Source organism: Verrucosispora sp. WMMD1129 (genome assembly GCF_029581255.1).
GTDB lineage: Bacteria > Actinomycetota > Actinomycetes > Mycobacteriales > Micromonosporaceae > Micromonospora > Micromonospora sediminimaris.
In genome coordinates this window covers 1,818,256-1,838,230 of the sequence record NZ_CP120741.1, presented here as the reverse complement: position 1 = coordinate 1,838,230, position 19,975 = coordinate 1,818,256, and the positions used below count along the sequence as shown (strand labels likewise).

Here is a 19,975-nt window from a genome sequence, read left to right as displayed (position 1 = left end):
CAACCATGGAATCTTGGTGCGAAACCGCCCCTCGGAGGGCGGTTTCGCACCAAGATTCGTGGCGAGCGGCGGCGATGGAGGTCACCGTTCACAGTGACCGTGTTGTTGGGATGATCGACCACATGAGGATCGCTCAGCGCTACGTCTGGTTCGCCGAGCGCGAGGCGCGCGGGGTTTCTCCCTCGTACGAGCGGCTGGCCCACGCGGTGTCCCGCGACGAGGAACTGCTCGGCCTGCTCGGCACCCTGCCGGAGGCCAAGCAGCAGCCGAACCTGCTGTTCAGCGTGGTACGCCTGCTCGGCGGGCCGGTCGACGAACCGGCCGCGTTCCATGACTACCTCGTGGCCAACTGGTCGACGGTGGAGGCGGAGGTCCGCACCCGGGTCACGCAAACCAACGAGGCCGGTCGCTGCGCCGTACTGCTGCCGTTGCTCGCGGCGCTCCCGCAGCCGCTTGCCTTGCTGGAGGTCGGTGCCTCCGCCGGTCTCTGCCTCTACCCGGACCGGTACGCGTACCGGTATGCCGGCAGCGCACCCGGTGGCCACCTGATCGGCACGGAGGAGCCGGTGCTCGACTGCGTGGCCAGCAACCTGACGCCGCCGGACCATCGGCCGGAGGTGGTGTGGCGGGCCGGTCTGGACCTGAATCCGCTCGACGTGACCGATCCTGCTGACCTGGCCTGGCTCGACGCCCTGATCTGGCCGGAGCACGAGCACCGCCGGAACCGGCTGCGGGCGGCGGCGACCGTCGCAGCCGCCGACCCGCCGCTGCTGGTTCGTGGTGACCTGGTCGACGATCTGCGGGCGCTGGCCGCGCAGGCACCGGCCGATGCCACCCTGGTGGTCTTCCACACCAGCGTGCTCTATCTGGTGCCGACGCCGCGCCGGTCGGCCTTCGCCGAGGAGGTACGCCGGCTGCCCGGCCACTGGATCGCCAACGAGGGGCCGAGCGTGCTGCGGTACGCCGCACTGCCACAGCCACCGAGCGACGCGCACCTCAACGTGCTCGCGCTCGACGGGCAGCCGCTGGCCTGGACGCGCGGACACGGGCAGGAGATCACCTGGTTCGGCTAGCCGTGTCCAGATTCTGTGGGGGCAGTGACCTCGCCGAGACGGGTGCTGAGGAAGTCGCGTTCGGCATCGTTGTCGACCAGATCCAGGGCGATCCGGTACGCCTGCGCCGCCTCGGCGTCGCGGCCGAGCCGGCGCAGCAGGTCGGCCCGGATCGCCGGCAGGTAGTGGTAGCCGGCCAGCCGCGGGTCCTGGGCGAGAGCGTCGACCTCGGTGAGCGCCACGGCCGGTCCGTCCACCATCGACATCGCCACCGCCCGGTTCAACGACACCACCGGCGAGGGCCAGCGGTCCAGCAGCACGTCGTAGAGCTTGACGATCTGAGGCCAGTCGGTCGTCTCGTAGCTGGGCGCGAGGGCGTGCAGCGAGGCGATGGCGGCTTGCAGCGCGTACCGGCCGGTGCGTCCGGTGCGGAACGTGTCGAGCACCAGGCGACGCCCCTCAGCGATGGCGTCCCGGTCCCAACCGGAACGGTCCTGATCCTCCAGCCGCAGCAGCCGGCCCTCGGCGTCGGTACGGGTGGCCCGGCGTGCGTCGGTGAGCAGCAGCAGCGCGAGCAGCCCGCGTACCTCCGGCTCGTCGGGTAGCAGGGCCGCCAGCGTCCGGGCCAGGTGCAGCGCGCGGTCGGCCAGGTCGGCGCGGAGCAGGTCGTCGCCGGTGGGCGCGGTGTGTCCGGTGGTGTAGAGCAGGTGTACGACGGCGAGCACCGGGTCGAGCCGTTCGGGTAGTTCGGTGGCCTCGGGGACCCGGTAGGGGATCCGGGCGGCGGCGATCTTCTTCTTGGCACGGGTGAGCCGAGCGGCCATGGTCGGTTCGGGGACCAGGAAGACGCTGGCGATGTCGGCGGTGCTCACGCCGCAGACCAGGCGCAGGGTGAGCGCGACCTGCGCCTCCCGGGCGAGCGCCGGGTGGCAGCAGGTGAAGACGAGGCGCAGCCGGTCGTCCGGCACGGCCACCTCGTCCGGGACGTCCGGTTCGGCGTGGTCCGGCTCCACGAGCAGGGGCAGTTTCGCGCGGAGCACCTGCCGTCGGCGCAGTACGTCGACTGCCTTCCGGCGCGCTGTCGCGGTGAGCCAGGCACCGGGCCGCTCCGGTACGCCGTCCCTGCCCCAGGTGCCGAGCGCGGCCACGTACGCCTCTTGGACGCTCTCCTCGGCGAGGTCGAAGTCACCGGCGACGCGCGCCGTGGCGGCGAGCACGAAGGTCCACTCGCGGTGGTGCGCGTCCGCGACGGCCCGTTCGACCTCGGCTGCCGTGGCCGGCACGACGGTCCGCTCGCCGTCGCTCACTCGGCGGGCGGCTCGAACAGCGGCCGAACCTCCACCCCGCCGTGAATGGTGGCCGGGTTCAACTTGGCGATCTGCACAGCGGTGTCCAGGTCGGGCGCCTCCAGGACGAAGAACCCGGCGACGACCTCCTTGGCCTCGATGAAGGGGCCGTCGGTGACGAGGTCGCCGCGTACCGCGGTGGCGGTGGTGCTCGGTTGCAGGGCGTAGCCCGTCACGATCTGCCCGCCCAGCTCGGCCACCTGCGCGGGATACCGCTCCAGCAAGGCGACGTAGTCGGGGGTGAGGTCCATCGGATCGGCCGGTGCCGGCGAGTAGATCACGACTGCGTACTGGGCCATGAGGTCTCCTTCATCGACTTCGGGAAACCTAGACTGCCGGTGATGAGCGGAGAACGACGGCCCCTGGCGGCACGGCCACTGACCGAGCCGCATCCGACGCGGCTGCCGCCCGATCACCCCGGCCGGCAGCACATCCTCACCGCGCACGCCGAAGCCTTGGCCGCGGGCGACGCCGGCTACCTCGACCCGGACACCGGCCTGTTCGTCCTCACGGCCGGATTCCTGGCCCGGCGCGGCACCTGCTGCGGCCGGGGCTGTCGCCACTGCCCGTACGTGAGCTGAGAGACCGGCTTCGGGTCAGGCGGCGGCGACGAAGACCCGGGAGGCGATCTCCCGGGGCAACCGGACGCTCTCGCCGGAGCGGTCGATCGACACGGAATCGCGCTCCTGCGCGACCGTCACCGTGGCACCCGGGTCGACGCCGGCCGCGTGCAGTTGACGGAGCACCTCGGCGTCGGTTTGTACGCTCTCGCAGATTCGGCGTACGACGACAGTGCCGGTCAGGCCGGGGAAGGCCAGGTTTCGCTCGCCGTCGATCGGTTCGGGCTCGGCCTGGCCCGGCGAGCCCAACTCGTCCAGACCTGGGATCGGGTTGCCGTACGGCGACCGGGTCGGCCGGTTGAGCAGGTCGTAGACCCGCTTCTCGACCGCGTCGCTCATCACGTGCTCCCAGCGGCAGGCCTCTTCGTGGGCCTCCTCGTAGGGCATCCCGATCACGTTGACCAGCAGCAGCTCGGCGAGCCGGTGTTTGCGCATCACCGAGACGGCGGCGCTGCGTCCCTGCTCGGTGAGGCTGAGGTGCCGGTCACCTTCGACGGTGAGCAGGCCGTCGCGTTCCATCCGGGCGACGGTCTGACTGACCGTGGGGCCGCTCTGGCGCAGGCGTTCGGCGATCCGGGCGCGCAACGGAGGCACGCCCTCCTCCTCGAGTTCGAGGATCGTACGCAAGTACATTTCGGTCGTATCGACCAGGTCGTGAGACTTCATGGTTTCAGCGGCCCTCCAGCCTTGATGGTACCCTCCCGCGCCCCGGACGTCTGTCGCCGAACCGTAGGGAATGTCACTCATGGTGTTGACTGTGGGCCATGTCCGCTACTGAGGATCTTCTGGTCGAGGCCGAGCGGCTCGCCGCCGAACTCGAAGGAACCGACCCGCCGACCCTGCTCGATGTCCGCTGGCGTCTGGCCGGGGCACCCGGACGGGACGACTACCTGGCGGGACACCTGCCGGGTGCCGTCTTCGTCGACCTGGACACCGCGTTGTGCGGCGCTCCCGGCCCGGCCGGGCGGCATCCGCTGCCCGAACCGGTCGCGCTGGAGGCGGCGTTGCGGGCGGCCGGCGTGCGGACCGGTCATCCCGTGGTGGTGTACGACGGTGGCGACGGCATGTCGGCGGCCCGAGCCTGGTGGACGCTGCGCTGGGCGGGGCATCGACCGGTCCGGCTGCTGCACGGCGGCTACCCGGCCTGGACGGCGGCCGGCCTGCCGGTGAGCACCGACCAACCCGCTCCGCGGCCGGGTGACGTGACCGTCCGCCCGGGAGCCCTGCCGGTGCTGGACGCCGCGGCAGCCGCTCGTCTGGCGGCCGGCGACGGTGTCCTGATCGACGTGCGGGCCGCGCCCCGCTACCGGGGCGAGCACGAGCCCATCGATCCGGTCGCCGGCCACATCCCCGGCGCGGTGAACCTGCCCGCCCCCGAGTATGTCGCCGAGGGACGCTTCCCGGCTGCCGAGGCGCTGCGGGACCGTTTCGTCGCTGCCGGCGTGGCCGCCGAGGCGCCGGTCGGGGCGTACTGCGGATCCGGGGTGACCGCGGCCCAGGCCGTGTTCGCGTTGCATCTGGCCGGCCGCCCGGACGCCGCGCTCTACGTCGGCTCGTGGAGCAACTGGGTCGCCGACCCGGACCGACCGGTGGCCACCGAACCGCCGCCTGACCGGTCCGACGCCTGACCGACCGCGTCGGCGACCGGCGGGCGCGGACCGAGGGCAACGTGTGACCGGTTGGCGGCCCGGCTGCCGGACCGCCGACCGGCCCTCGTGCGACCATGGGCAGATGTCCGACGACACGGTGGTGGTGTGGGACGAGTCGCTGCTCGCCTACGACCTCGGTGACCACCCACTCGATCCGGTGCGGGTGGAGTTGACCATCGCCCTCGCTCGGGAACTGGGCATCCTGGAACGGGCCGGGGTGCGGCTGGTGCCGCCGGTGCCCGCCGACGATGACCTGCTCACCCGGGTGCACGACCCGCGCTACCTCGACGCGGTCCGGATCGCGCCGCGCGACCCGCTCTTCGCCGGGTTCGGTCTGGGCACTTCGGACAATCCCGTCTTCGACGGGATGCACGAGTCCAGCGCGCTTGTCGCCGGGGCGAGCGTGATCGCGGCCGAGGCGGTGTGGCGGGGTACGGCCCGCCGGGCGGTCAACGTCGCCGGTGGCCTGCACCACGCGATGCCGGCCCGCGCCGCCGGGTTCTGTGTCTACAACGACCCGGCGGTGGCCATCGCCCGGCTGCTCGACCTGGGGGCCGAGCGCATCGCGTACGTCGACATCGACGTGCACCACGGCGACGGGGTGCAGCAGATCTTCTGGGACGACCCCCGGGTGCTGACGGTCAGCCTGCACGAGACTCCGCTCGCCCTCTTCCCCGGCACCGGCTTCCCCGACGAGACCGGTGGCCCGAACGCCGCCGGCACCGCAGTCAACATCCCGTTGCCGCCCGGGGTTCAGGACGCCGGTTGGCAGCGTGCCTTCCACGCGGTCGTGCCGTCGGTCCTCCGGGCGTTCCGCCCACAACTTCTGTTCACCCAGTGCGGGGCGGACGCCCATCGCGTCGACCCCCTGGCCGACCTGCACCTGTCCGTCGACGGGCAGCGCGCCACCTACCTGGCGTTGCGGGCGCTCGCCGACGAGTTGTGCGACGGACGCTGGGTGGCCACCGGCGGTGGCGGGTACGCCCTGGTCGAGGTGGTGCCCCGGGCCTGGACGCATCTGCTGGCGGTGGCCACCGGCGCGCCGTTGGATCCGGCAACGCTGACCCCGCCGGCCTGGCGGGAACTGGCCACGGCCCGCCGGCCCGGCCTCGACGTACCGCTGCGGATGACCGACGACGTCGACCCGGGCTACGAGCCGTGGCAGCCCACCGGGGAGCCGAGCCCGGTGGACCGGGCGATCGCGGCGACCCGGAAGGCGGTCTTCCCGCTGCTCGGCCTCGACCCGCACGATCCGCGTGACTGACTGAGCCGGCCGGGGAGGGCCGTCCGAGGTGACCACAGCCGAACACACCGTGGACGTGCTGCTCAGCGACGGCAGCACGGTCCAGTTGCGACCGATCGCGCCGTCCGACGCGCCCGAGATCGTGGCGATGCACTCCCGGTTCTCCGAACGCACCCGCTACCTGCGCTACTTCTCGCCGTACCCGCGGATCCCGGAGCGGGATCTGCGCCGCTTCGTCAACGTCGACCACCGTGATCGGGAGGCGTTCGTGGTCCTGGCCGGCGACCGGATCGTCGCCGTGGGCCGCTACGAACGGCTCGGCCCGGCCTCGCCCGACGCCGAGGTGGCCTTCGTGGTCGAGGACGCCTACCAGGGGCGGGGCATCGGATCGGTGCTGATGGAGCATCTCGCCGACGCCGCCCGCCGGGCCGGGATCGTCAACTTCGTGGCCGAGGTGCTCCCGGCCAACGGGCAGATGCTGCGGGTCTTCGCCGACTTCGGGTACCAGATCCAGCGCCAGTTCGCCGACGGGGTGGTGCACCTCAGTTTTCCGATCGCGCCCACCGAAACGACCCTGGAGGTGCAGCGCGGGCGGGAGCATCGCACCGAGGCGCGGTCCGTCGCCCGGCTGCTCGCCCCACGTGGCGTTGCCGTCTACGGTGCCAGTGCCACCGGTCAGGGTGTGGGGGCCGCGGTGCTCGGGCACCTGCGCGACGGCGGGTTCACCGGGTCGGTGGTGCCGGTGCACCCGAGCGCCGCGCGGGTGGCCGGGCTGCCCGCGTACCCGTCGGCGGCCGACGCCGGGCTACCGGTCGACCTGGCGGTGGTGGCGGTGCCCCCGGAGGCCGCCGCGTCGGTGGTCGCCGACGCCGCGGCGGCCGGGGCGCACGGCCTGGTCGTGATCTCTGCCGGCTTCGCCGAGGCTGGCGTCGAGGGCGCCGCCGCGCAGCGTGCCCTGGTCCGCGCGGCCCACGCCGCGGGCATGCGGGTGATCGGCCCGAACTGTCTGGGGGTGGCCAACACCGACCCGGGCGTACGCCTCAACGCCACCCTCGCCCCGCGCCTGCCGGTGCCGGGCCGGGTCGGCATCTTCAGCCAGTCCGGTGCGTTCGGTGTGGCGCTGCTGGCGGAGGCGGACCGGCGGGGGCTCGGTCTGTCCAGCTTCGTCTCGGCCGGCAACCGGGCCGATGTCTCCGGTAACGACCTGTTGCAGTACTGGCAGGACGACCCCGGCACCGACGTGATCATGCTGTACCTGGAGACCTTCGGTAACCCGCGCAAGTTCGCCAGGCTGGCCCGGCGTATCGGCCGGGACAAGCCGGTGGTGGCCTTGGCCTCGCCGGCCCGCCCGCCGGGTGTCGGTGACGTCGCCGGCCCGGACGCCACGGCGGTCAGCGCGCTGTTCGCCCAGTCCGGGGTGATCCGGGTGGACACCGTCGGTGAGCTGCTCGACATCGGGGTGCTGCTGGCCAACCAGCCGCTGCCGGCCGGTGACCGGGTCGGCGTGGTCGGTAACTCCTCGGCGCTGACCGGTCTCGCGGCCACCGCCTGCGCAACCCAGGGGCTCACCGTCGCCGACGGCTACCCGCGGGATGTCGGTCCGAGCGCCAGCGCGGCCGAGTTCGCCGAGGCGTTGGCCGGAGCCGCCGCCGACGATGCGGTCGACGCGCTGGTGGCGCTCTTCGCCCCGCCGCTGCCCGGCCAGTTCACCGGCACCGAGGCCGATTTCACCGCTGCCCTGCCGGCGGCGCTCTCCGGTGGCAAGCCGGCGGTGGCCACCTTCCTGGTCGGCCGTGCCCCGGCCGGGATGCCCTCCTACCCGAGCGTGGAGGAGGCGGTCCGGGCGCTGGCCCGGGTCACCGCGTACGCGCAATGGCTGCGTCGGCCGACCGGAACCCTGCCGGAACTGCCCGGCGTCGACCCGGCGGCGGCGCAGGCGGCGCTGCGGGCTGACGACACCGACGTGGCGGCGTTATTGGCCGCGTACGGCATCGACGTGGTCGAGTCGGTGCCGGTCTCGTCGGTCGACGAGGCGGTCGAGGTGGCCACCCGGCTCGGCTTCCCGGTGGCGCTCAAGGCCGCAGCCCCGGGATTGCGGCACCGCCTCGACCTCGGTGCGGTCCGCCTCGACCTGCCGGACGCCGCCACCGTGCGCCGCGCCTGTGCGGAGCTGTCGGCGGCCTTCGGTTCGGACGTCCTGGTGCAGCCGATGGTGCCGCCCGGCGTGGCCTGTGTCGTGGAGTTGGTCGAGGATCCGGCGTTCGGGCCGGTGGTTGGATTCGGGCTGGGTGGGGTCGCCACGGACCTGCTCGGTGATCGGGCGTGGCGAGCCGTGCCGTTGACCGACCGGGACGCGGCCGAGCTGGTCGACGCGCCCCGGGCGGCACCGTTGCTTCGTGGCCATCGGGGAGCCGCGCCGGTCGATCGCGCCGCCCTGGCCGATCTGCTGTTGCGGGTCGGTCGCCTCGCCGACGACCAGCCCCGGGTCCGGGCGCTGACGTTGAACCCGGTGCTGGCCCGGCCCGATGGTCTGTCGGTGCTGCACGCGAACGTCCGGATCGGCTCCGCCGCCGCGCCGCGCCCCGACACCGGTCCCCGTCGATTGTGAGTGGGCGGCCGGTCAGGCTCGGCTGGAGATCTGCTGCACCGCCCAGGCGTTGCCGTCGGGGTCGGTGAAGAAGACGAAGCCGACATTGTCCAATGGCTCCGGCACCGGACGCGGATTCTCGCCGAGCACCTGGATCTCGCTCACCTCGACGCCGCGTTCGAGTAGTTCGGCGCGGGCCTTGGCGAGGTCCGGCACGACGAGTTGCAGACCCCTCAGTGATCCCGGTGGCATCTGCGGCACGGCGCCCTTGCCGATGACGATCGAGCAGCCCGACCCGGGTGGGGTCAACTGCACGATGCGTACGTCGTCGCCGATCACGGTGTCGTGGTCGACGGCGAAACCGAGCTGGTCGGCGTAGAAGGCCTTGGCCCGGTCCACGTCGGAGACCGGTACGACAACGACTTCCAGCGTCCAGTTCATTGCTGTCCTCCTGTTCTCGTCGCCAGCAGTCCGGCGAGGCGGGTGAAGCTCTCGGTGATCCCACGGACCATCGGGTACCGCAGGGCGACGTCGCGTCCCTCGGGGGTGGCGTAGCGCAGCGTGGTGGTGACGGTGGTCCGCCCGGCGAGCTCGGTGAACGTGTGGCTGACCAGGGTGTCGCCGGGGTACGACTGGTCGTCGAAGCGTTCGGTGCAGACGAGCCGGTGCGGAGCGGTGATCTCCCGATAGACCCCGCGTTGGACCATCCGCTGCCCCTCCGGGCCCTGCGACTCGAACCGCCAGCGCCCGCCGACCCGCAGGTCGACCTCGCAGCCGACCAGCTGCCAGCCGCGTGCGCCGTACCAACGGACAATCAGGTCAGGACGGGTGAAGGCGGCGAACACGAGCCGCGCCGGTGCTTCGAAGACCCGGCTCAGCACGATCTCCCGATCGCCCGGCGTGTCGACCACCAGATGGTCGTCGATCACGATGCCGCACCACCGTCCGGCGTTGCGACGCCGGGTTGCCCTTCCTCGACCGAACGCAGCTCGTCGAGCAGGGTGTCGAGGCGCTGGTAACGCTCGGCCCAGTGCTCGCGGTAGGCGGCGAGCCAGGCGGTGGCCGCACGCAGCGGCGCGGCTTCGAGGCGGCATGGACGTCGTTGGGCGTCTCGTCCCCGGCTGACCAGTCCGGCACGTTCCAGCACGCGCAGGTGTTTGGAGACGGCCGGTTGACTCATCGCGAAGGGTGCGGCGAGTTCGGTGACGGTTGCCTCGCCGGCCGCCAGCCGGGCGAGTATGGCGCGCCGCGTGGGGTCGGCGAGAGCAGCGAAGGTGGCGTCCAAGTCAGTGAGCACTTCATATAACCTTCCGGTTTGATAACCAAAAGGTTTCTATCGGCTTGGTGTCCGCACGTCAAGGGGGCGCGCACGCATCGGCCCCGGCGAACCGCCGGGGCCGATGGTCGAACGCTCAGCTCAGCAGGCGTACGCCTCCAACCGCTGCGCCCGCTCCGGGGCACGCAGCTTGAGCAGGGTCACCTTCTCGATCTGCCGGATCCGTTCCCGGGAGAGGCCGAACTCCCGGCCCACCTCGTCCAGGGTGCGTTGCCGACCGTCGTCGAGGCCGAACCGCAACCGGATCACGGCCTGCTCCCGCTGCGAGAGCGTGGCCAGCACGATGCTCACCTCGTTGCGCAGTTCGCCAGCGGCGGCGGCGTCGCCGGGCCCAGCGGCCGGATCGACGGCGGCGACGAAGTCACCGAGGGCGCTCTCACCGTCCTCGCCGACAGCCTGGTCCAGACTCACCGGCTCCCGGTCGTACGAGATCAGCTCGATCACCTGGAACTCCGGCACGTCGAGCGCGCGGGCCACCTCGGCGACCGTGGGCTCCCGACCCAGCGACACCGTCAGCTCACGCCGGGCGCGGACCATCCGGTTCACCTGCTCGACCATGTGGACGGGGATGCGGATGGTGCGGGCCTGGTCGGCCATGGCGCGGGTGATGGCCTGTCGGATCCACCAGGTGGCGTAGGTGGAGAACTTGTAGCCCTTGGTGTAGTCGAACTTCTCGACGGCGCGGATGAGGCCGAGGTTGCCTTCCTGGATGAGGTCGAGGAAGGCCATGCCCCGACCGGTGTACCGCTTGGCGATGCTCACCACCAGCCGCAGGTTCGCCTCCAGCAGGTGGTTCTTGGCGGCCCGGCCCTGCCGCGCGACCAGTTCCAGATCGGCGCGCAGTTCCTCCGAGACCGGTACGCAGGTGCTGAGCTTCTCCTCGGCGAACAGGCCGGCCTCGATCCGCTTCGCCAGGTCCACCTCCTGCACGGCGGTGAGTAGCTTGGTCCGACCAATTCCGTTGAGATATGCCCGGACCAGGTCGGTGGAGACGCCGCGCTCGTCGGTGGCGTCCAGGTCGGTCAGGGTGTCCACGCCGTGCTCCGCCTCGGTGCCGGCGTGCGTGCGGTGCTCCGTCATCTGCTGAGCCATCTCAGTCTCCCCGTGTCCACGTCCGTGCCGTGTCCGCCGGCCTGATGCGCCGGTGACAAACAGCTTGGCCGTCGGGGCGTAAAACGGGAGTGAGGCGATCGGGGAACCGACAGTCTGTGAGCGACCGTCGGGAAATCGCCCGGGTTGCCCGACGGTCGTTGAGTCGGCACTCGGCGACGCGGTGGCCCGGCGGTTCGGCCGGCTCGGCTTGTTGGCGCCGGTTACCGTGCCAGCGGTCGGCTGTCGGGCCGGCCTACCTGCCCGGGTGCCGGGCGATCGAGCGACGGAGGCAATCGTGGTGTTCAAACGGCTCATGCAGGCGATGGGAGTCGGTGGTCCGTCGGTGGAGACGGTGCTGTCGAATCCGAACTGCCGGCCGGGCGGCCACCTGGAGGGCAGCATCGCGGTCACCGGCGGTGACCATGGAGTCGACGTGTCCTACGTGGCCCTGGGGCTGCTGACCCGGGTGGAGGTGGAGAGCGGCGACAATGAGTACGCCACCAACCAGGAGTTCCAGCGGCAGCAGGTCACCGGCCCGTTCCGGCTGGAAGCGGGGCAGCGCTACGACATCCCGTTCCGGTTCGAGGTGCCGTGGGAGACCCCGCTCACCGAGCTGTACGGGCAGCACCTGCACGGGATGACGATGGGTCTGCGTACCGAACTGGAGGTGGCGCGCGCCGTCGACAAGGGCGACCTGGACGCGGTGGCGGTGCACCCGTTGCCGGCCCAGGAGCGCCTGCTGGATGCGCTGCTGCGGCTCGGTTTCCGGTTCGCGCGAGCGGACGTGGAGCGCGGGCACATCTACGGCGTCCACCAGACGTTGCCGTTCTACCAGGAGATCGAGTTCTACCCGCCGCCGCAGTACGCGGGCGCGATGAAGCAGCTGGAGGTCACGTTCGTCACCGACCCCCGGCACGTGCAGGTGGTGTTGGAGCTAGACAAGCGGGGTGGGTTGTTCACCGAGGGCCGCGACGTCTTCGGTCGCTTCGCCGTCGAGCACGCCTCGGCGGCCAACACCGACTATGCCGCCCAGCTCGACGGCTGGCTGCGTCAGTCGCTGCAACGCCGCGGCCTCTTCGGCTGAACTCCGCGATCCCGCGCCGTACCTCAGTGCCAGTTGCTGATCTGCACGTCGTGCGGCGCGGGATCGCCCTTACCGGTCTCGACCAGTTGCTTGAGACTCATCAGGTAGATCGCCCACTTGGTGCTGCAGTGGTACATGAACTCCACCGGCTCCCGCCAACCCTCGTGGCGGAACAACACGATCGTGAAGTCGTCCTCCCGCTTCAGCTCGAAGCGGACCCGGGTGCCGATCCACTCCTCGGGGCCGTCGACGACCTCCCAGAGCACCAGCTCGGCGGGCCGGCTCTCCAGGACCTTCATGTCGAAGCCGCCCGGGATGAACCGGAACCGGAGCACACCGCCGACCTCACCGTCGCCGTCCGTGTCCGTCGTCCACCAGTTAGCGAGCCCGTCGACGGTGGTCAGGGCCGCGTACACGTCCTCGGGATCCGACGTGACGCCGACCCGGTGCAGGATGTCCAGCATTCTGGTACCTCTTCTTCTTGATGGGCGGCCCGAGTACGGGCAGGGTGAATCGCGCCGCCACGGGCATGGCGGCGATTCGTCAGGTGTGGTTCAGCTCGGCTGGTCGCGCTGGATCGCCTCGGCGATCCGCTTGATCCGTCGCAGCCGTGCGTCCCAGGTCGCGCCGACCGCCGACAGTTGCGCGACAGCGCGGGCGAGTTGTGCCTCGTCGACCTCGTAGCGGCGCTCCCGGCCGGCCGGCGTGCCGTGAACGAGCCCGACCCGGCCGAGTACGCCGAGGTGTTTGGCGACCGCCTGCCGGGTGACCGGCAGCTGATCGCTCAGCGTGGTCGCCGTACCGCCGCCGTCGGCCAGTAGCAGGTCGAGCATCCGCCGCCGGGTCGGATCCCCGACGGCGGACCAGAGGTCGTCGTCGACACCGACACTCATCGGGCCGACACCAGCCGGGCCACGTAGTCGACGAGGCGGGGCAGGAAGTGGTCCCAGCCGGTGACGTGGTCGCGGTAGTGCTCTTCGAGCACGGCGGCCTCCCAGCCCCGCTCCCGGAACCCGGTCTCGGTGAGACGCAGCAGCGTACCCCTGCCCGACGGGACGAGGTCGAAGGTCACCAGGAGCGAGTTGGTCGGCGTCGCGACGGCGATATCGTCGTACACCCATCGGAACGAGAAGCGCCGCGGCGGGTCGGCCGCCACCACGGTCAGCGGCATGACCTCGGTGTTGGGCGGCGCACCGAAGGAGATGGTCCCGGTGGCACCGGGGACCGGATCGAGATCGGCGTCGTCCGGCCACCACTGCCGGAGATGTTCGGGCGCCGTGACGACCTCGTAGACCACCTCTGGTGTGGCGTCGATGTGGATCTCCCGCTTGATGCTGCCGTACTCCATGAGTTCCTCCAGACATGCAACCTGTGGTTGCGCCTGACTCTAGGGCTCGCGGTCGACATGTGCAACCACTGGTTGCGTTACAGATCCAGAAGGATGGTGCGTGGACCGACGTTGACGCTCTCCACCAGCATGTGTGCGCGGAAGCGGCCGGTCTCGACCGTCGCGCCGCGCTGGCGCAGCGCCCGCACCGTCTCGTCGACGAGCGGTTCCGCCACCTCGGCCGGGGCGGCCGCGGTCCAGGTGGGCCGACGGCCCTTGCGCGCGTCGCCGTAGAGGGTGAACTGGCTGACCACGAGGATCGGCGCGGCTGCATCCGCCGCCGACCGCTCGTCATCCAGGATGCGTAACTCGTGCACCTTGCGAGCCATCGTCCGGGCGGTCTCCGGGGTGTCGGTGTGGGTCACCCCGAGCAGCACCAGCAGCCCGTCGTCGATCGCGCCGACCACCTCGCCATCGACGGTCACGCTGGCCCGGCCGACCGTCTGCACCACTGCCCGCATCAGTCGACCACCAGCGCGGGAGCGCTTGCCGACCGTGCCGGCACCGGCCGCATCACGGCTGCACCGGCGCGATGAAGCCCCGCTCCACCAGGTGCGCCACGATCGGCCCGGCCGCCTCGGCCAGTTCGTCGACGGCCACGTCGTGCGCGACGGCGAGCAGTGCGAGCTGGTCACGCAGCGGCATCCGCCCGTCGGCCCCGCCCACCAGGGCCAGCACCAGCGGGTCGATCTCCTCGGTCCACCGCAGCCCGTTCGGTAGGGCGAGGACCTGTCGGTCCACCGCCCAGCCCTCGGAGCCCATCGTCGCCTCCTGACGCAGCTGAAGCCCGTCGGCGGCGCGGTAGCGGGCGGCCAACAGGCCCTCGGTGTCGCGTACGCGCAGCCAGTCCTGCCGGTCGAACCAGTCGGCGATCCGATCACCCATCGGTGGTTGCACCCGCTGGCGCAGATCCTCCACCCGCAGCACCGGGTCGTCACGGTCGCTGCGGCGCAGCGAGACGATGCCGAAGCCGATCGCTTCCACCTTGTGCGCGTCGAACCAGTCGAGCCAGTCCGCCATCCGTTGCGGGTCGGTGGCCTCCCCGACATCGGTAAGCCACAGGTTGACGTACGCCATCGGGTCGGCGACCTCGCGCTGGATGACCCAGGCGTCCAGGCCGGTGCCGGCGAACCAGCCGGCGACCCGTTCACCCCAGTCCTCGCCGGCCACGTGCACCCAGTTGGCGAGGTACTGCATGGTGCCACCCTCGGTGAGCAGGCCCGGGGCGGCGGCGGTCAGCTCGGCGCCGATCGCGTCGCCGACCCGACCGGAGTCGCGGTAGACATGGGTGGTGGTGCCCGGCCCGACCACGAAGGGCGGGTTGCTCACCACGAGGTCGAACTGCCGGCCGGCGACCGGGGCGACCAGGTCGCCGTGCAGCAGCTCCCAGTCCTGGCCGTTGAGGGCGGCGGTGGTGGCGGCGAAGCGCAACGCCCGCCGGGACACGTCGGTGGCGGTGACCCGCCGGGCGTGGGTGCCCAGGTGCAACGCCTGCACGCCCGAGCCGGTACCCAGGTCCAGCGCGCTGTCCACCGGGCGCCGTACGGCTGCGCCGATCATCGTCTGCGTCGCCCCGCCGATCCCGAGCACGTGTTCGGCGTGCAGCGGGCGGCCGGGGCGGGCGCTGGCCGGCACGTCCGCGAGAACCCACCAGTCGTCGCCGTACGGCTCCAGGTCCATGCCCATCCGCAGCCCGTCGCCGTGCCGTTCGACAAGTCCCGCGTCGAGCGCGTCGGCGAGCGGCAGTGGCGCCAGCGCTGCGGCGACCGCGGCTTCCGGCTCGGTCTGCTCGCAGATGAACACCCGGATCAGGGTGGCGAGGGGATCACGGTCGGCGGTGGCGCGCAACGCGGCCCGGAAGTCGTTGCGGGCGACGCCGCCGGTCGCCTGCGGGCCGAGCCGGGTGGCGATGCCGTTGGCGGTGAAGGAAGCCCGGGTCAACGCGGCCCGCAGCGCTTCGACGCCGGCGGGGGAGAGCAGCATGTCGTGTCCGTCCACACCGTCATCCTGCCTGGTGGGGTCGGGTCCGGAGACCACCGCCCGTGACATTGCAAATCAATCGAAGTGCATCTCTGTTAGATCCATCGATCTAGCGCTAGCATTCCTCCAACTCAGTCCAGGGTGCGGACCGCCCGGCCAGAAGCCCGGTCGGCCGCCCAGGTAAGGGAGGCACGATGTCCTCAGGGTCCACCGCGCGACGGCAGCTCATCCGGGCGCTCGCCGTCGTCGCCACCGCGGCGGCCGTCTCGGCGGCCAGCACCACCGCGGCGGTCGCCGCACCCACCGGCGAGATCCGTGGCGCCGGCGCGTCGAACGCGGTCAGCGGCAGCTACCTGGTCGTCCTGCGCACCGACTCGGTCGGCGCCGCCGGTTCGTCGACGGCTCGGTCCGCCGTTCCGGACCGGGCCAGCGCCCTGGTCAAGCGGTACGGGGGCAGCGTCTCCGACACCTACAGCGCCGCGCTCACCGGCTTCGCGGCCAAGATGACCGCCACCCAGGCGGCCCGCCTCGCCGCCAACCCGGCGGTTGCCTACGTGGAGCAGGACCAGGTGGTGACCATCCAGGCGACCCAGACCAACCCGACCTGGGGCCTGGACCGCATCGACCAGCGGAACCGGCCGCTGAGCGGCACCTTCACCTACCCGAACACCGCCTCGAACGTGCGGGCGTACATCATCGACACCGGCATCCGGACGAGCCACAGCCAGTTCGGTGGCCGGGCCACCTGGGGCACCAACACCGTGGACAGCAACAACAGCGACTGCAACGGCCACGGCACCCACGTCGCCGGCACGGTCGGCGGGTCGACGTACGGCGTGGCCAAGGGCGTTCGCCTGATCGCGGTGAAGGTGCTCAACTGCTCCGGCGGCGGCACCACCACCAGCGTGGTCAACGGGGTGAACTGGGTGACCGCCAACGCGGTGAAGCCGGCCGTGGCGAACATGAGCCTGGGCGGCGGCGCGAGCACCTCCATCGACAACGCGGTGCGCAACTCGATCGCCTCCGGCGTCAGCTACGCCGTCGCGGCGGGCAACTCCAGCGCCAACGCCTGCAACTACTCGCCGGCCCGGACCTCGACCGCGATCACCGTCGGCTCGACCACCAGCAGCGACTCCCGGTCCTCCTTCTCCAACTACGGCTCGTGCGTGCACATTTTCGCGCCGGGGTCGAGCATCCCGTCGGCCTGGCACACCAGCAACACCGCGACCAACACCATCAGCGGTACCTCGATGGCCTCGCCGCACGTGGCCGGTGCCGCCGCTCTCGTGCTCGGCGCCAACCCGTCCTACTCGCCGGCTCAGGTCAAGAGCTACCTGGTCAACAACGCCACCACCGGCGTGGTTTCCAGCCCGGGCAGCGGTTCCCCGAACCGTCTGCTGTTCGTGGTGAACTGATCCTCGCCTGATCGACCGGCCCGGCGGACGGTGCGAACCGACCCGCCGGGCCGAGTCGCGTCCTCGGTGCGCCGGCCGGTTCGCCGCGCTGGCCGCGGTCACCGCCAGCGCCGGCCCGGACCCGGTTCGGGTCGAGCTGGGTGTCAGTGCACGTCGCGGCCGCGCGTACGGGCAGGATGAGGGTATGACGCTCGTACTGCCCATCGACCCGGAGGCGAACCAGCTGCTGGCCCGCGACCCGCTGGCCCTGCTCGTCGGCATGGTGCTCGACCAGCAGGTCTCGATGGAGAAGGCATTCTCCTCGCCGTACGTGCTGGCCCAGCGGCTCGGACACGACCTGGACGCCCGGGAGCTGGCCGGCTTCGATCCGGAGGCCCTGGTGGCCATCTTCGCCCAGCCACCCGCGCTGCACCGCTTTCCCAAGGCGATGGCGGCCCGCGTGCAGGAGGTGTGCCGGGTGTTGGTCGAGCGCTACGACGGCGATGCCGCCCGGCTCTGGATGGATCCGGCCGACGGTCGTGAGCTGCTTGGGCGACTCACCGCCCTGCCCGGATTCGGCCGGCAGAAGGCTCAGATCTTCCTCGCGTTGCTCGGTAAGCGGTTCGGGGTGCAGCCACCGGGCTGGCGGGAGGCGGCCGGCCACTACGGCGATCCGGAGGCCCATCGGTCCGTCGCCGATGTGACCGATGCCGAGTCACTGCGCCTCGTTCGGGAGTACAAACAGCAGGTGAAGGCGGCGGCCAAGGCGGGCGCGCGGGTGGACTGACCGGGCTGCCTCCGAGACGATGGCAGGGGGCGGTCGATGGCGCAGCGGGGCGGCGCGCTGCTGCGTGGTGGAAACGGAACGACGCGAGCCACCTTCCTGGAACTCTTTCTCGACCTGGCCTTCGTCTTCGCCCTGACCCGGGTCTCGGTTCGCTACATCGACGAGGTCGAGCACGGGCTGACCGTGCTGGGTTTCCTGGAGACCCTGATCCTGTTCCTGGCCCTGTGGCACGTCTGGACATTGCTCACCTGGGTCACCAGCCGGTACGACCCGGACGCCCTGACGATCCAGTTCGTCGTGGTCGCGACGATGTTCGGCGGCCTGGTGATGGCCGTCACCCTGCCCCGGGGGTTCGAGGAGCGGGCGCTGGCGTTCGTCGTGGCCTACCTGGTGACGGTGATCGGCCGCCCGCTGCTGATCGCCGCCATGCTGGGTCGACATCCGCGCCGTACCGTGCCGTGGCGACTGGCCGCCTGGGCGGCGGTGGCGGGGGTGTTCTGGCTGGCCGGTGCGCTCGGCCCCACCGACCTGCGGTTCGGGCTGTGGGCGCTGGCCATCACCATCGACCTGGCCGGATACCTGCTGGGTTGGCCGGTGCCCGGTCTCGGTCGGGCGCCGGTCTCGGCCTGGCGGATCGCCGGCGAGCACATGGCGGAGCGCTACCAGCAGATCTTTCTCATCGCGTTGGGCGAGACGATCCTGGTCATCGGGATCACCTACAGCGGCGAGGGATTCGGCTGGTTGGCGGCGGCGGCCTTCACGGTCGCCTTCCTCACCACCGCGCTGCTCTGGCGGATCTACTTCCACCGGGCCGGGCACCTGCTCGTCGAGGCGCTGCGGATGGCCCGGTCGCCCGGTCGGCTCGGTGCCTCCGCCTCGACCACGCACCTGGTCATGGTGCTCGGTGTGCTGCTCACCGGAGTGGGCTACGAGTTGGTCATCGTGAAGCCGTTCGACCGGGTCGAGCCGGCCTGGCTGATCTTCGTCGTCGGAGGGCCGGTCCTGTTTCTGCTGGGACGGACCCGTTTCGAGTACGAGATTTTCGCCCGGGTCTCCCGCCGACGGGTGCTGATGATGCTCGTGCTGGTCGGGTCCGCTCCGTTGCTGCTGCTCGGCACGCCGATGCTGGCGCTGTCCGTGGTCGCCGGTGGGCTGGCCGTGGTGGCCGTCGTGGACGGGTTGCGGGCTCGTGACCAGCCGATGGAACCGTCGGCAACCCCGCTGGACCGCCCGGATCCGGGTGAGGCCAACTTCCCGACCTGACCCGCGCCACCGACCGCCGGGTGGGCTCGGCGCGGGGCGCCCGGGGTGTTCAGGATTCCGTCAGGCGGCGCTCGGATGGGCCAGGGAGGCGATGGCCCGCCGGACGTCGGCCAGCGAGACGGTCGGCGAGTCGTCCAGGTCGGCCAGGCCCGCCTCGATCCACTGCCGCATCAGCGTCGTCACGCCGATGCCCCGGGCGTCGGCGGCGGCTCGGACCCGTTCGTACGTCTCCAGTGGCAGCCGGACCGACCGGCTGACCATCGGGGTCTCGGTGTCGGGGGCGGGCAGCCCCACCGCCTGGCTCTCGTCGATCAGATCGGCGATCCGGTCGCCGCCGCCGTGGAACTGCTTGATCGCGTCGTGACGGTCCATCGTCACCGCCTCCTCGTCTCCGGAGAATTCCGCACGGCCTCGTCGTAGCGTTTGGCCTCGACGTCGCTCAACTCGCGGGCGGAGAGGACGTCCCAGTCGTTGTCGGCGCCGTCGGTCTCGGCCAGCAGCACCGCCACCCGGCGTCCGCGGGCGGTGGGGGCGTAGACCACCATCACGTCGTCGCCGAGGTGGCGGATCACCCGCCGGCCGCTGTGCAGCGCCTCCCAGACTTCCCCCGGCGTGACGTCGTAGACCCGCAGATTGGCCAGCGCCTCGTCGGTGAAGCTGAACCTGCTGCCCACGTGGCGAGCGTACCACGGGCGTAACACGAAATTCGGGGGTGACGAACCTCGTCGCTCACCCGGTCAGAGTGACAGGATGGAGTGCGACCCCTCCGGAGGAGGTACCACGGGTGAAGCGTCAGGCTTACCAGCCGATTCTCATCACCGACGCCTCCCGCAGCCAGGATGATCAACTGACCAGCCGGCAGCGGCGTTACGTCGTGATGATGGGTGTCCGCGTCGCCTGCGTGATCGTCGGCGCGATCCTGGTCGGCGTGGGGGCACCACTGCTCTGGCTCTGGCTGCCCCTGGTCGCGCTGGGCATGGTGCTCATCCCGTGGCTCGCGGTGCTGCTGGCCAACGACCGGCCGCCCAAGGAGCGCCACCGCCTCGCCAACCGCTTCTCGGCCCGTTCGGCCACCGAGGCGGCACCGCCCCCGATGAGCCTCGCCGCCGAGGAGCGGCCACACAAGATCATCGACGCCGAGCCCTGAGCCCCGCG

23 protein-coding genes and 1 pseudogene are annotated in these 19,975 nt (G+C 71.4%); 10 read left to right on the top strand and 14 right to left on the bottom strand.

What is annotated here, in order from left to right; genetic code table 11:
- Positions 1–122: 122 nt before the first annotated feature.
- Positions 123–1,073 carry a DUF2332 domain-containing protein gene (locus O7624_RS08380; protein ID WP_282239593.1) on the top strand — a complete coding sequence of 317 codons (951 nt, stop codon included), beginning with the start codon at positions 123–125 and terminating at the stop codon, positions 1,071–1,073.
- On the opposite strand, the gene O7624_RS08375 is transcribed toward O7624_RS08380, so the two are convergent.
- Together O7624_RS08375 and O7624_RS08370 are read right to left on the bottom strand one after the other, a co-directional pair.
- The gene (locus O7624_RS08375; RefSeq protein ID WP_282240576.1) at positions 1,070–2,269 is read right to left on the bottom strand and encodes an RNA polymerase sigma factor; all 1,200 of its coding nucleotides are present in this window, start codon (positions 2,267–2,269) and stop codon (positions 1,070–1,072) included. The genes O7624_RS08380 and O7624_RS08375 overlap by 4 nt on opposite strands.
- 86 nt (positions 2,270–2,355) lie before the next feature.
- A complete protein-coding gene (locus O7624_RS08370; RefSeq protein ID WP_282239592.1) occupies positions 2,356–2,697 on the bottom strand; it encodes a YciI family protein in 342 nt (113 codons plus the stop codon).
- Positions 2,698–2,739: 42 nt separating this feature from the next.
- On the opposite strand from O7624_RS08370, the gene O7624_RS08365 reads away from it, so the two are divergent.
- Positions 2,740–2,979, top strand: coding sequence for a DUF5522 domain-containing protein (locus tag O7624_RS08365; protein ID WP_282239591.1), 240 nt, complete (start codon positions 2,740–2,742; stop codon positions 2,977–2,979).
- A gap of 15 nt (positions 2,980–2,994) precedes the next feature.
- Here the strand turns inward: O7624_RS08365 and O7624_RS08360 are convergent, their stop codons facing one another.
- Positions 2,995–3,684 carry a metal-dependent transcriptional regulator gene (locus O7624_RS08360; RefSeq protein WP_093410274.1) on the bottom strand — a complete coding sequence of 230 codons (690 nt, stop codon included), beginning with the start codon at positions 3,682–3,684 and terminating at the stop codon, positions 2,995–2,997.
- A gap of 98 nt (positions 3,685–3,782) precedes the next feature.
- Here O7624_RS08360 and O7624_RS08355 point away from each other — a divergent pair, with 98 nt between their 5' ends.
- The 3 genes from O7624_RS08355 (at position 3,783) to O7624_RS08345 (ending at position 8,518) form a co-directional block, all read left to right on the top strand.
- Positions 3,783–4,646, top strand: coding sequence for a sulfurtransferase (locus O7624_RS08355; protein WP_282239590.1), 864 nt, complete (start codon positions 3,783–3,785; stop codon positions 4,644–4,646).
- A gap of 103 nt (positions 4,647–4,749) precedes the next feature.
- Complete coding sequence (locus tag O7624_RS08350) at positions 4,750–5,931, top strand: acetoin utilization protein AcuC (protein WP_093410279.1); 1,182 nt, start codon at positions 4,750–4,752, stop codon at positions 5,929–5,931.
- A 28-nt stretch (positions 5,932–5,959) separates the two neighbouring features.
- Positions 5,960–8,518: a bifunctional GNAT family N-acetyltransferase/acetate--CoA ligase family protein gene (locus O7624_RS08345; RefSeq protein WP_282239589.1), complete on the top strand. Its 2,559-nt coding sequence runs from the start codon at positions 5,960–5,962 to the stop codon at positions 8,516–8,518.
- 12 nt (positions 8,519–8,530) lie between these two features.
- On the opposite strand, the gene O7624_RS08340 is transcribed toward O7624_RS08345, so the two are convergent.
- The 4 genes from O7624_RS08340 to sigB form a co-directional block, all read right to left on the bottom strand.
- Positions 8,531–8,938, bottom strand: coding sequence for a VOC family protein (locus O7624_RS08340; RefSeq protein WP_282239588.1), 408 nt, complete (start codon positions 8,936–8,938; stop codon positions 8,531–8,533).
- On the bottom strand, positions 8,935–9,426 hold the full coding sequence (locus O7624_RS08335) for an SRPBCC family protein (RefSeq protein ID WP_282239587.1): 492 nt from the start codon (positions 9,424–9,426) through the stop codon (positions 8,935–8,937). Before O7624_RS08335 ends, O7624_RS08340 begins: the two co-directional genes overlap by 4 nt.
- Positions 9,423–9,794 (bottom strand): metalloregulator ArsR/SmtB family transcription factor, encoded by a 372-nt coding sequence (locus O7624_RS08330; RefSeq protein WP_282239586.1) that lies wholly within the window; start codon positions 9,792–9,794, stop codon positions 9,423–9,425. Before O7624_RS08330 ends, O7624_RS08335 begins: the two co-directional genes overlap by 4 nt.
- A 120-nt stretch (positions 9,795–9,914) precedes the next feature.
- Complete coding sequence (gene sigB / locus O7624_RS08325) at positions 9,915–10,925, bottom strand: RNA polymerase sigma factor SigB (RefSeq protein WP_232511438.1); 1,011 nt, start codon at positions 10,923–10,925, stop codon at positions 9,915–9,917.
- A gap of 295 nt (positions 10,926–11,220) precedes the next feature.
- Here sigB and O7624_RS08320 point away from each other — a divergent pair, with 295 nt between their 5' ends.
- Positions 11,221–12,009 (top strand): sporulation protein, encoded by a 789-nt coding sequence (locus O7624_RS08320; protein WP_282239585.1) that lies wholly within the window; start codon positions 11,221–11,223, stop codon positions 12,007–12,009.
- Between the two features lie 23 nt (positions 12,010–12,032).
- On the opposite strand, the gene O7624_RS08315 is transcribed toward O7624_RS08320, so the two are convergent.
- The 5 genes from O7624_RS08315 to O7624_RS08295 form a co-directional block, all read right to left on the bottom strand.
- Positions 12,033–12,473, bottom strand: coding sequence for an SRPBCC domain-containing protein (locus O7624_RS08315; RefSeq protein WP_282239584.1), 441 nt, complete (start codon positions 12,471–12,473; stop codon positions 12,033–12,035).
- A 90-nt stretch (positions 12,474–12,563) separates the two neighbouring features.
- Complete coding sequence (locus O7624_RS08310) at positions 12,564–12,902, bottom strand: metalloregulator ArsR/SmtB family transcription factor (protein WP_282239583.1); 339 nt, start codon at positions 12,900–12,902, stop codon at positions 12,564–12,566.
- The gene (locus O7624_RS08305) at positions 12,899–13,357 is read right to left on the bottom strand and encodes an SRPBCC family protein (protein ID WP_282239582.1); all 459 of its coding nucleotides are present in this window, start codon (positions 13,355–13,357) and stop codon (positions 12,899–12,901) included. The genes O7624_RS08310 and O7624_RS08305 overlap by 4 nt, the downstream gene beginning before the upstream one ends.
- 77 nt (positions 13,358–13,434) lie before the next feature.
- Complete coding sequence (gene dtd / locus O7624_RS08300; protein WP_093410298.1) at positions 13,435–13,857, bottom strand: D-aminoacyl-tRNA deacylase; 423 nt, start codon at positions 13,855–13,857, stop codon at positions 13,435–13,437.
- A 52-nt stretch (positions 13,858–13,909) separates the two neighbouring features.
- Positions 13,910–15,394: a methyltransferase gene (locus O7624_RS08295; RefSeq protein WP_282239581.1), complete on the bottom strand. Its 1,485-nt coding sequence runs from the start codon at positions 15,392–15,394 to the stop codon at positions 13,910–13,912.
- Positions 15,395–15,570: 176 nt separating this feature from the next.
- Between O7624_RS08295 and O7624_RS08290 the strand changes: the two are divergent.
- From O7624_RS08290 to O7624_RS08280, 3 genes and pseudogenes are all read left to right on the top strand, one after another.
- Positions 15,571–16,788, top strand: a pseudogene (locus O7624_RS08290) (S8 family peptidase); the annotation flags it as partial.
- 187 nt (positions 16,789–16,975) lie between these two features.
- A complete protein-coding gene (locus O7624_RS08285) occupies positions 16,976–17,557 on the top strand; it encodes an HhH-GPD-type base excision DNA repair protein (RefSeq protein WP_282239580.1) in 582 nt (193 codons plus the stop codon).
- 36 nt (positions 17,558–17,593) lie between these two features.
- Positions 17,594–18,820 carry a low temperature requirement protein A gene (locus O7624_RS08280; protein ID WP_282239579.1) on the top strand — a complete coding sequence of 409 codons (1,227 nt, stop codon included), beginning with the start codon at positions 17,594–17,596 and terminating at the stop codon, positions 18,818–18,820.
- Positions 18,821–18,880: 60 nt separating this feature from the next.
- On the opposite strand, the gene O7624_RS08275 is transcribed toward O7624_RS08280, so the two are convergent.
- Both O7624_RS08275 and O7624_RS08270 read right to left on the bottom strand, forming a co-directional pair.
- Positions 18,881–19,192: a hypothetical protein gene (locus O7624_RS08275; RefSeq protein ID WP_093410310.1), complete on the bottom strand. Its 312-nt coding sequence runs from the start codon at positions 19,190–19,192 to the stop codon at positions 18,881–18,883.
- Positions 19,193–19,194: 2 nt separating this feature from the next.
- A complete protein-coding gene (locus O7624_RS08270; protein WP_232511440.1) occupies positions 19,195–19,494 on the bottom strand; it encodes a hypothetical protein in 300 nt (99 codons plus the stop codon).
- A gap of 110 nt (positions 19,495–19,604) precedes the next feature.
- On the opposite strand from O7624_RS08270, the gene O7624_RS08265 reads away from it, so the two are divergent.
- The gene (locus tag O7624_RS08265; RefSeq protein ID WP_093410314.1) at positions 19,605–19,967 is read left to right on the top strand and encodes a DUF3099 domain-containing protein; all 363 of its coding nucleotides are present in this window, start codon (positions 19,605–19,607) and stop codon (positions 19,965–19,967) included.
- Positions 19,968–19,975: the final 8 nt, after the last annotated feature.

Bases quoted from the DNA above. Each gene is read 5' to 3' on its own strand.
- O7624_RS08380 (WP_282239593.1), top strand. From the start codon at position 123: ATGAGGATCGCTCAGCGCTACGTCTGGTTCGCCGAGCGCGAGGCGCGC.
- O7624_RS08370 (WP_282239592.1), bottom strand. From the start codon at position 2,697: ATGGCCCAGTACGCAGTCGTGATCTACTCGCCGGCACCGGCCGATCCG.
- O7624_RS08365 (WP_282239591.1), top strand. From the start codon at position 2,740: ATGAGCGGAGAACGACGGCCCCTGGCGGCACGGCCACTGACCGAGCCG.
- O7624_RS08360 (WP_093410274.1), bottom strand. From the start codon at position 3,684: ATGAAGTCTCACGACCTGGTCGATACGACCGAAATGTACTTGCGTACG.
- O7624_RS08355 (WP_282239590.1), top strand. From the start codon at position 3,783: ATGTCCGCTACTGAGGATCTTCTGGTCGAGGCCGAGCGGCTCGCCGCC.
- O7624_RS08350 (WP_093410279.1), top strand. From the start codon at position 4,750: ATGTCCGACGACACGGTGGTGGTGTGGGACGAGTCGCTGCTCGCCTAC.
- O7624_RS08340 (WP_282239588.1), bottom strand. From the start codon at position 8,938: ATGAACTGGACGCTGGAAGTCGTTGTCGTACCGGTCTCCGACGTGGAC.
- sigB (WP_232511438.1), bottom strand. From the start codon at position 10,925: ATGGCTCAGCAGATGACGGAGCACCGCACGCACGCCGGCACCGAGGCG.
- O7624_RS08315 (WP_282239584.1), bottom strand. From the start codon at position 12,473: ATGCTGGACATCCTGCACCGGGTCGGCGTCACGTCGGATCCCGAGGAC.
- O7624_RS08310 (WP_282239583.1), bottom strand. From the start codon at position 12,902: ATGAGTGTCGGTGTCGACGACGACCTCTGGTCCGCCGTCGGGGATCCG.
- O7624_RS08305 (WP_282239582.1), bottom strand. From the start codon at position 13,357: ATGGAGTACGGCAGCATCAAGCGGGAGATCCACATCGACGCCACACCA.
- dtd (WP_093410298.1), bottom strand. From the start codon at position 13,857: ATGCGGGCAGTGGTGCAGACGGTCGGCCGGGCCAGCGTGACCGTCGAT.
- O7624_RS08285 (WP_282239580.1), top strand. From the start codon at position 16,976: ATGACGCTCGTACTGCCCATCGACCCGGAGGCGAACCAGCTGCTGGCC.
- O7624_RS08280 (WP_282239579.1), top strand. From the start codon at position 17,594: ATGGCGCAGCGGGGCGGCGCGCTGCTGCGTGGTGGAAACGGAACGACG.
- O7624_RS08275 (WP_093410310.1), bottom strand. From the start codon at position 19,192: ATGGACCGTCACGACGCGATCAAGCAGTTCCACGGCGGCGGCGACCGG.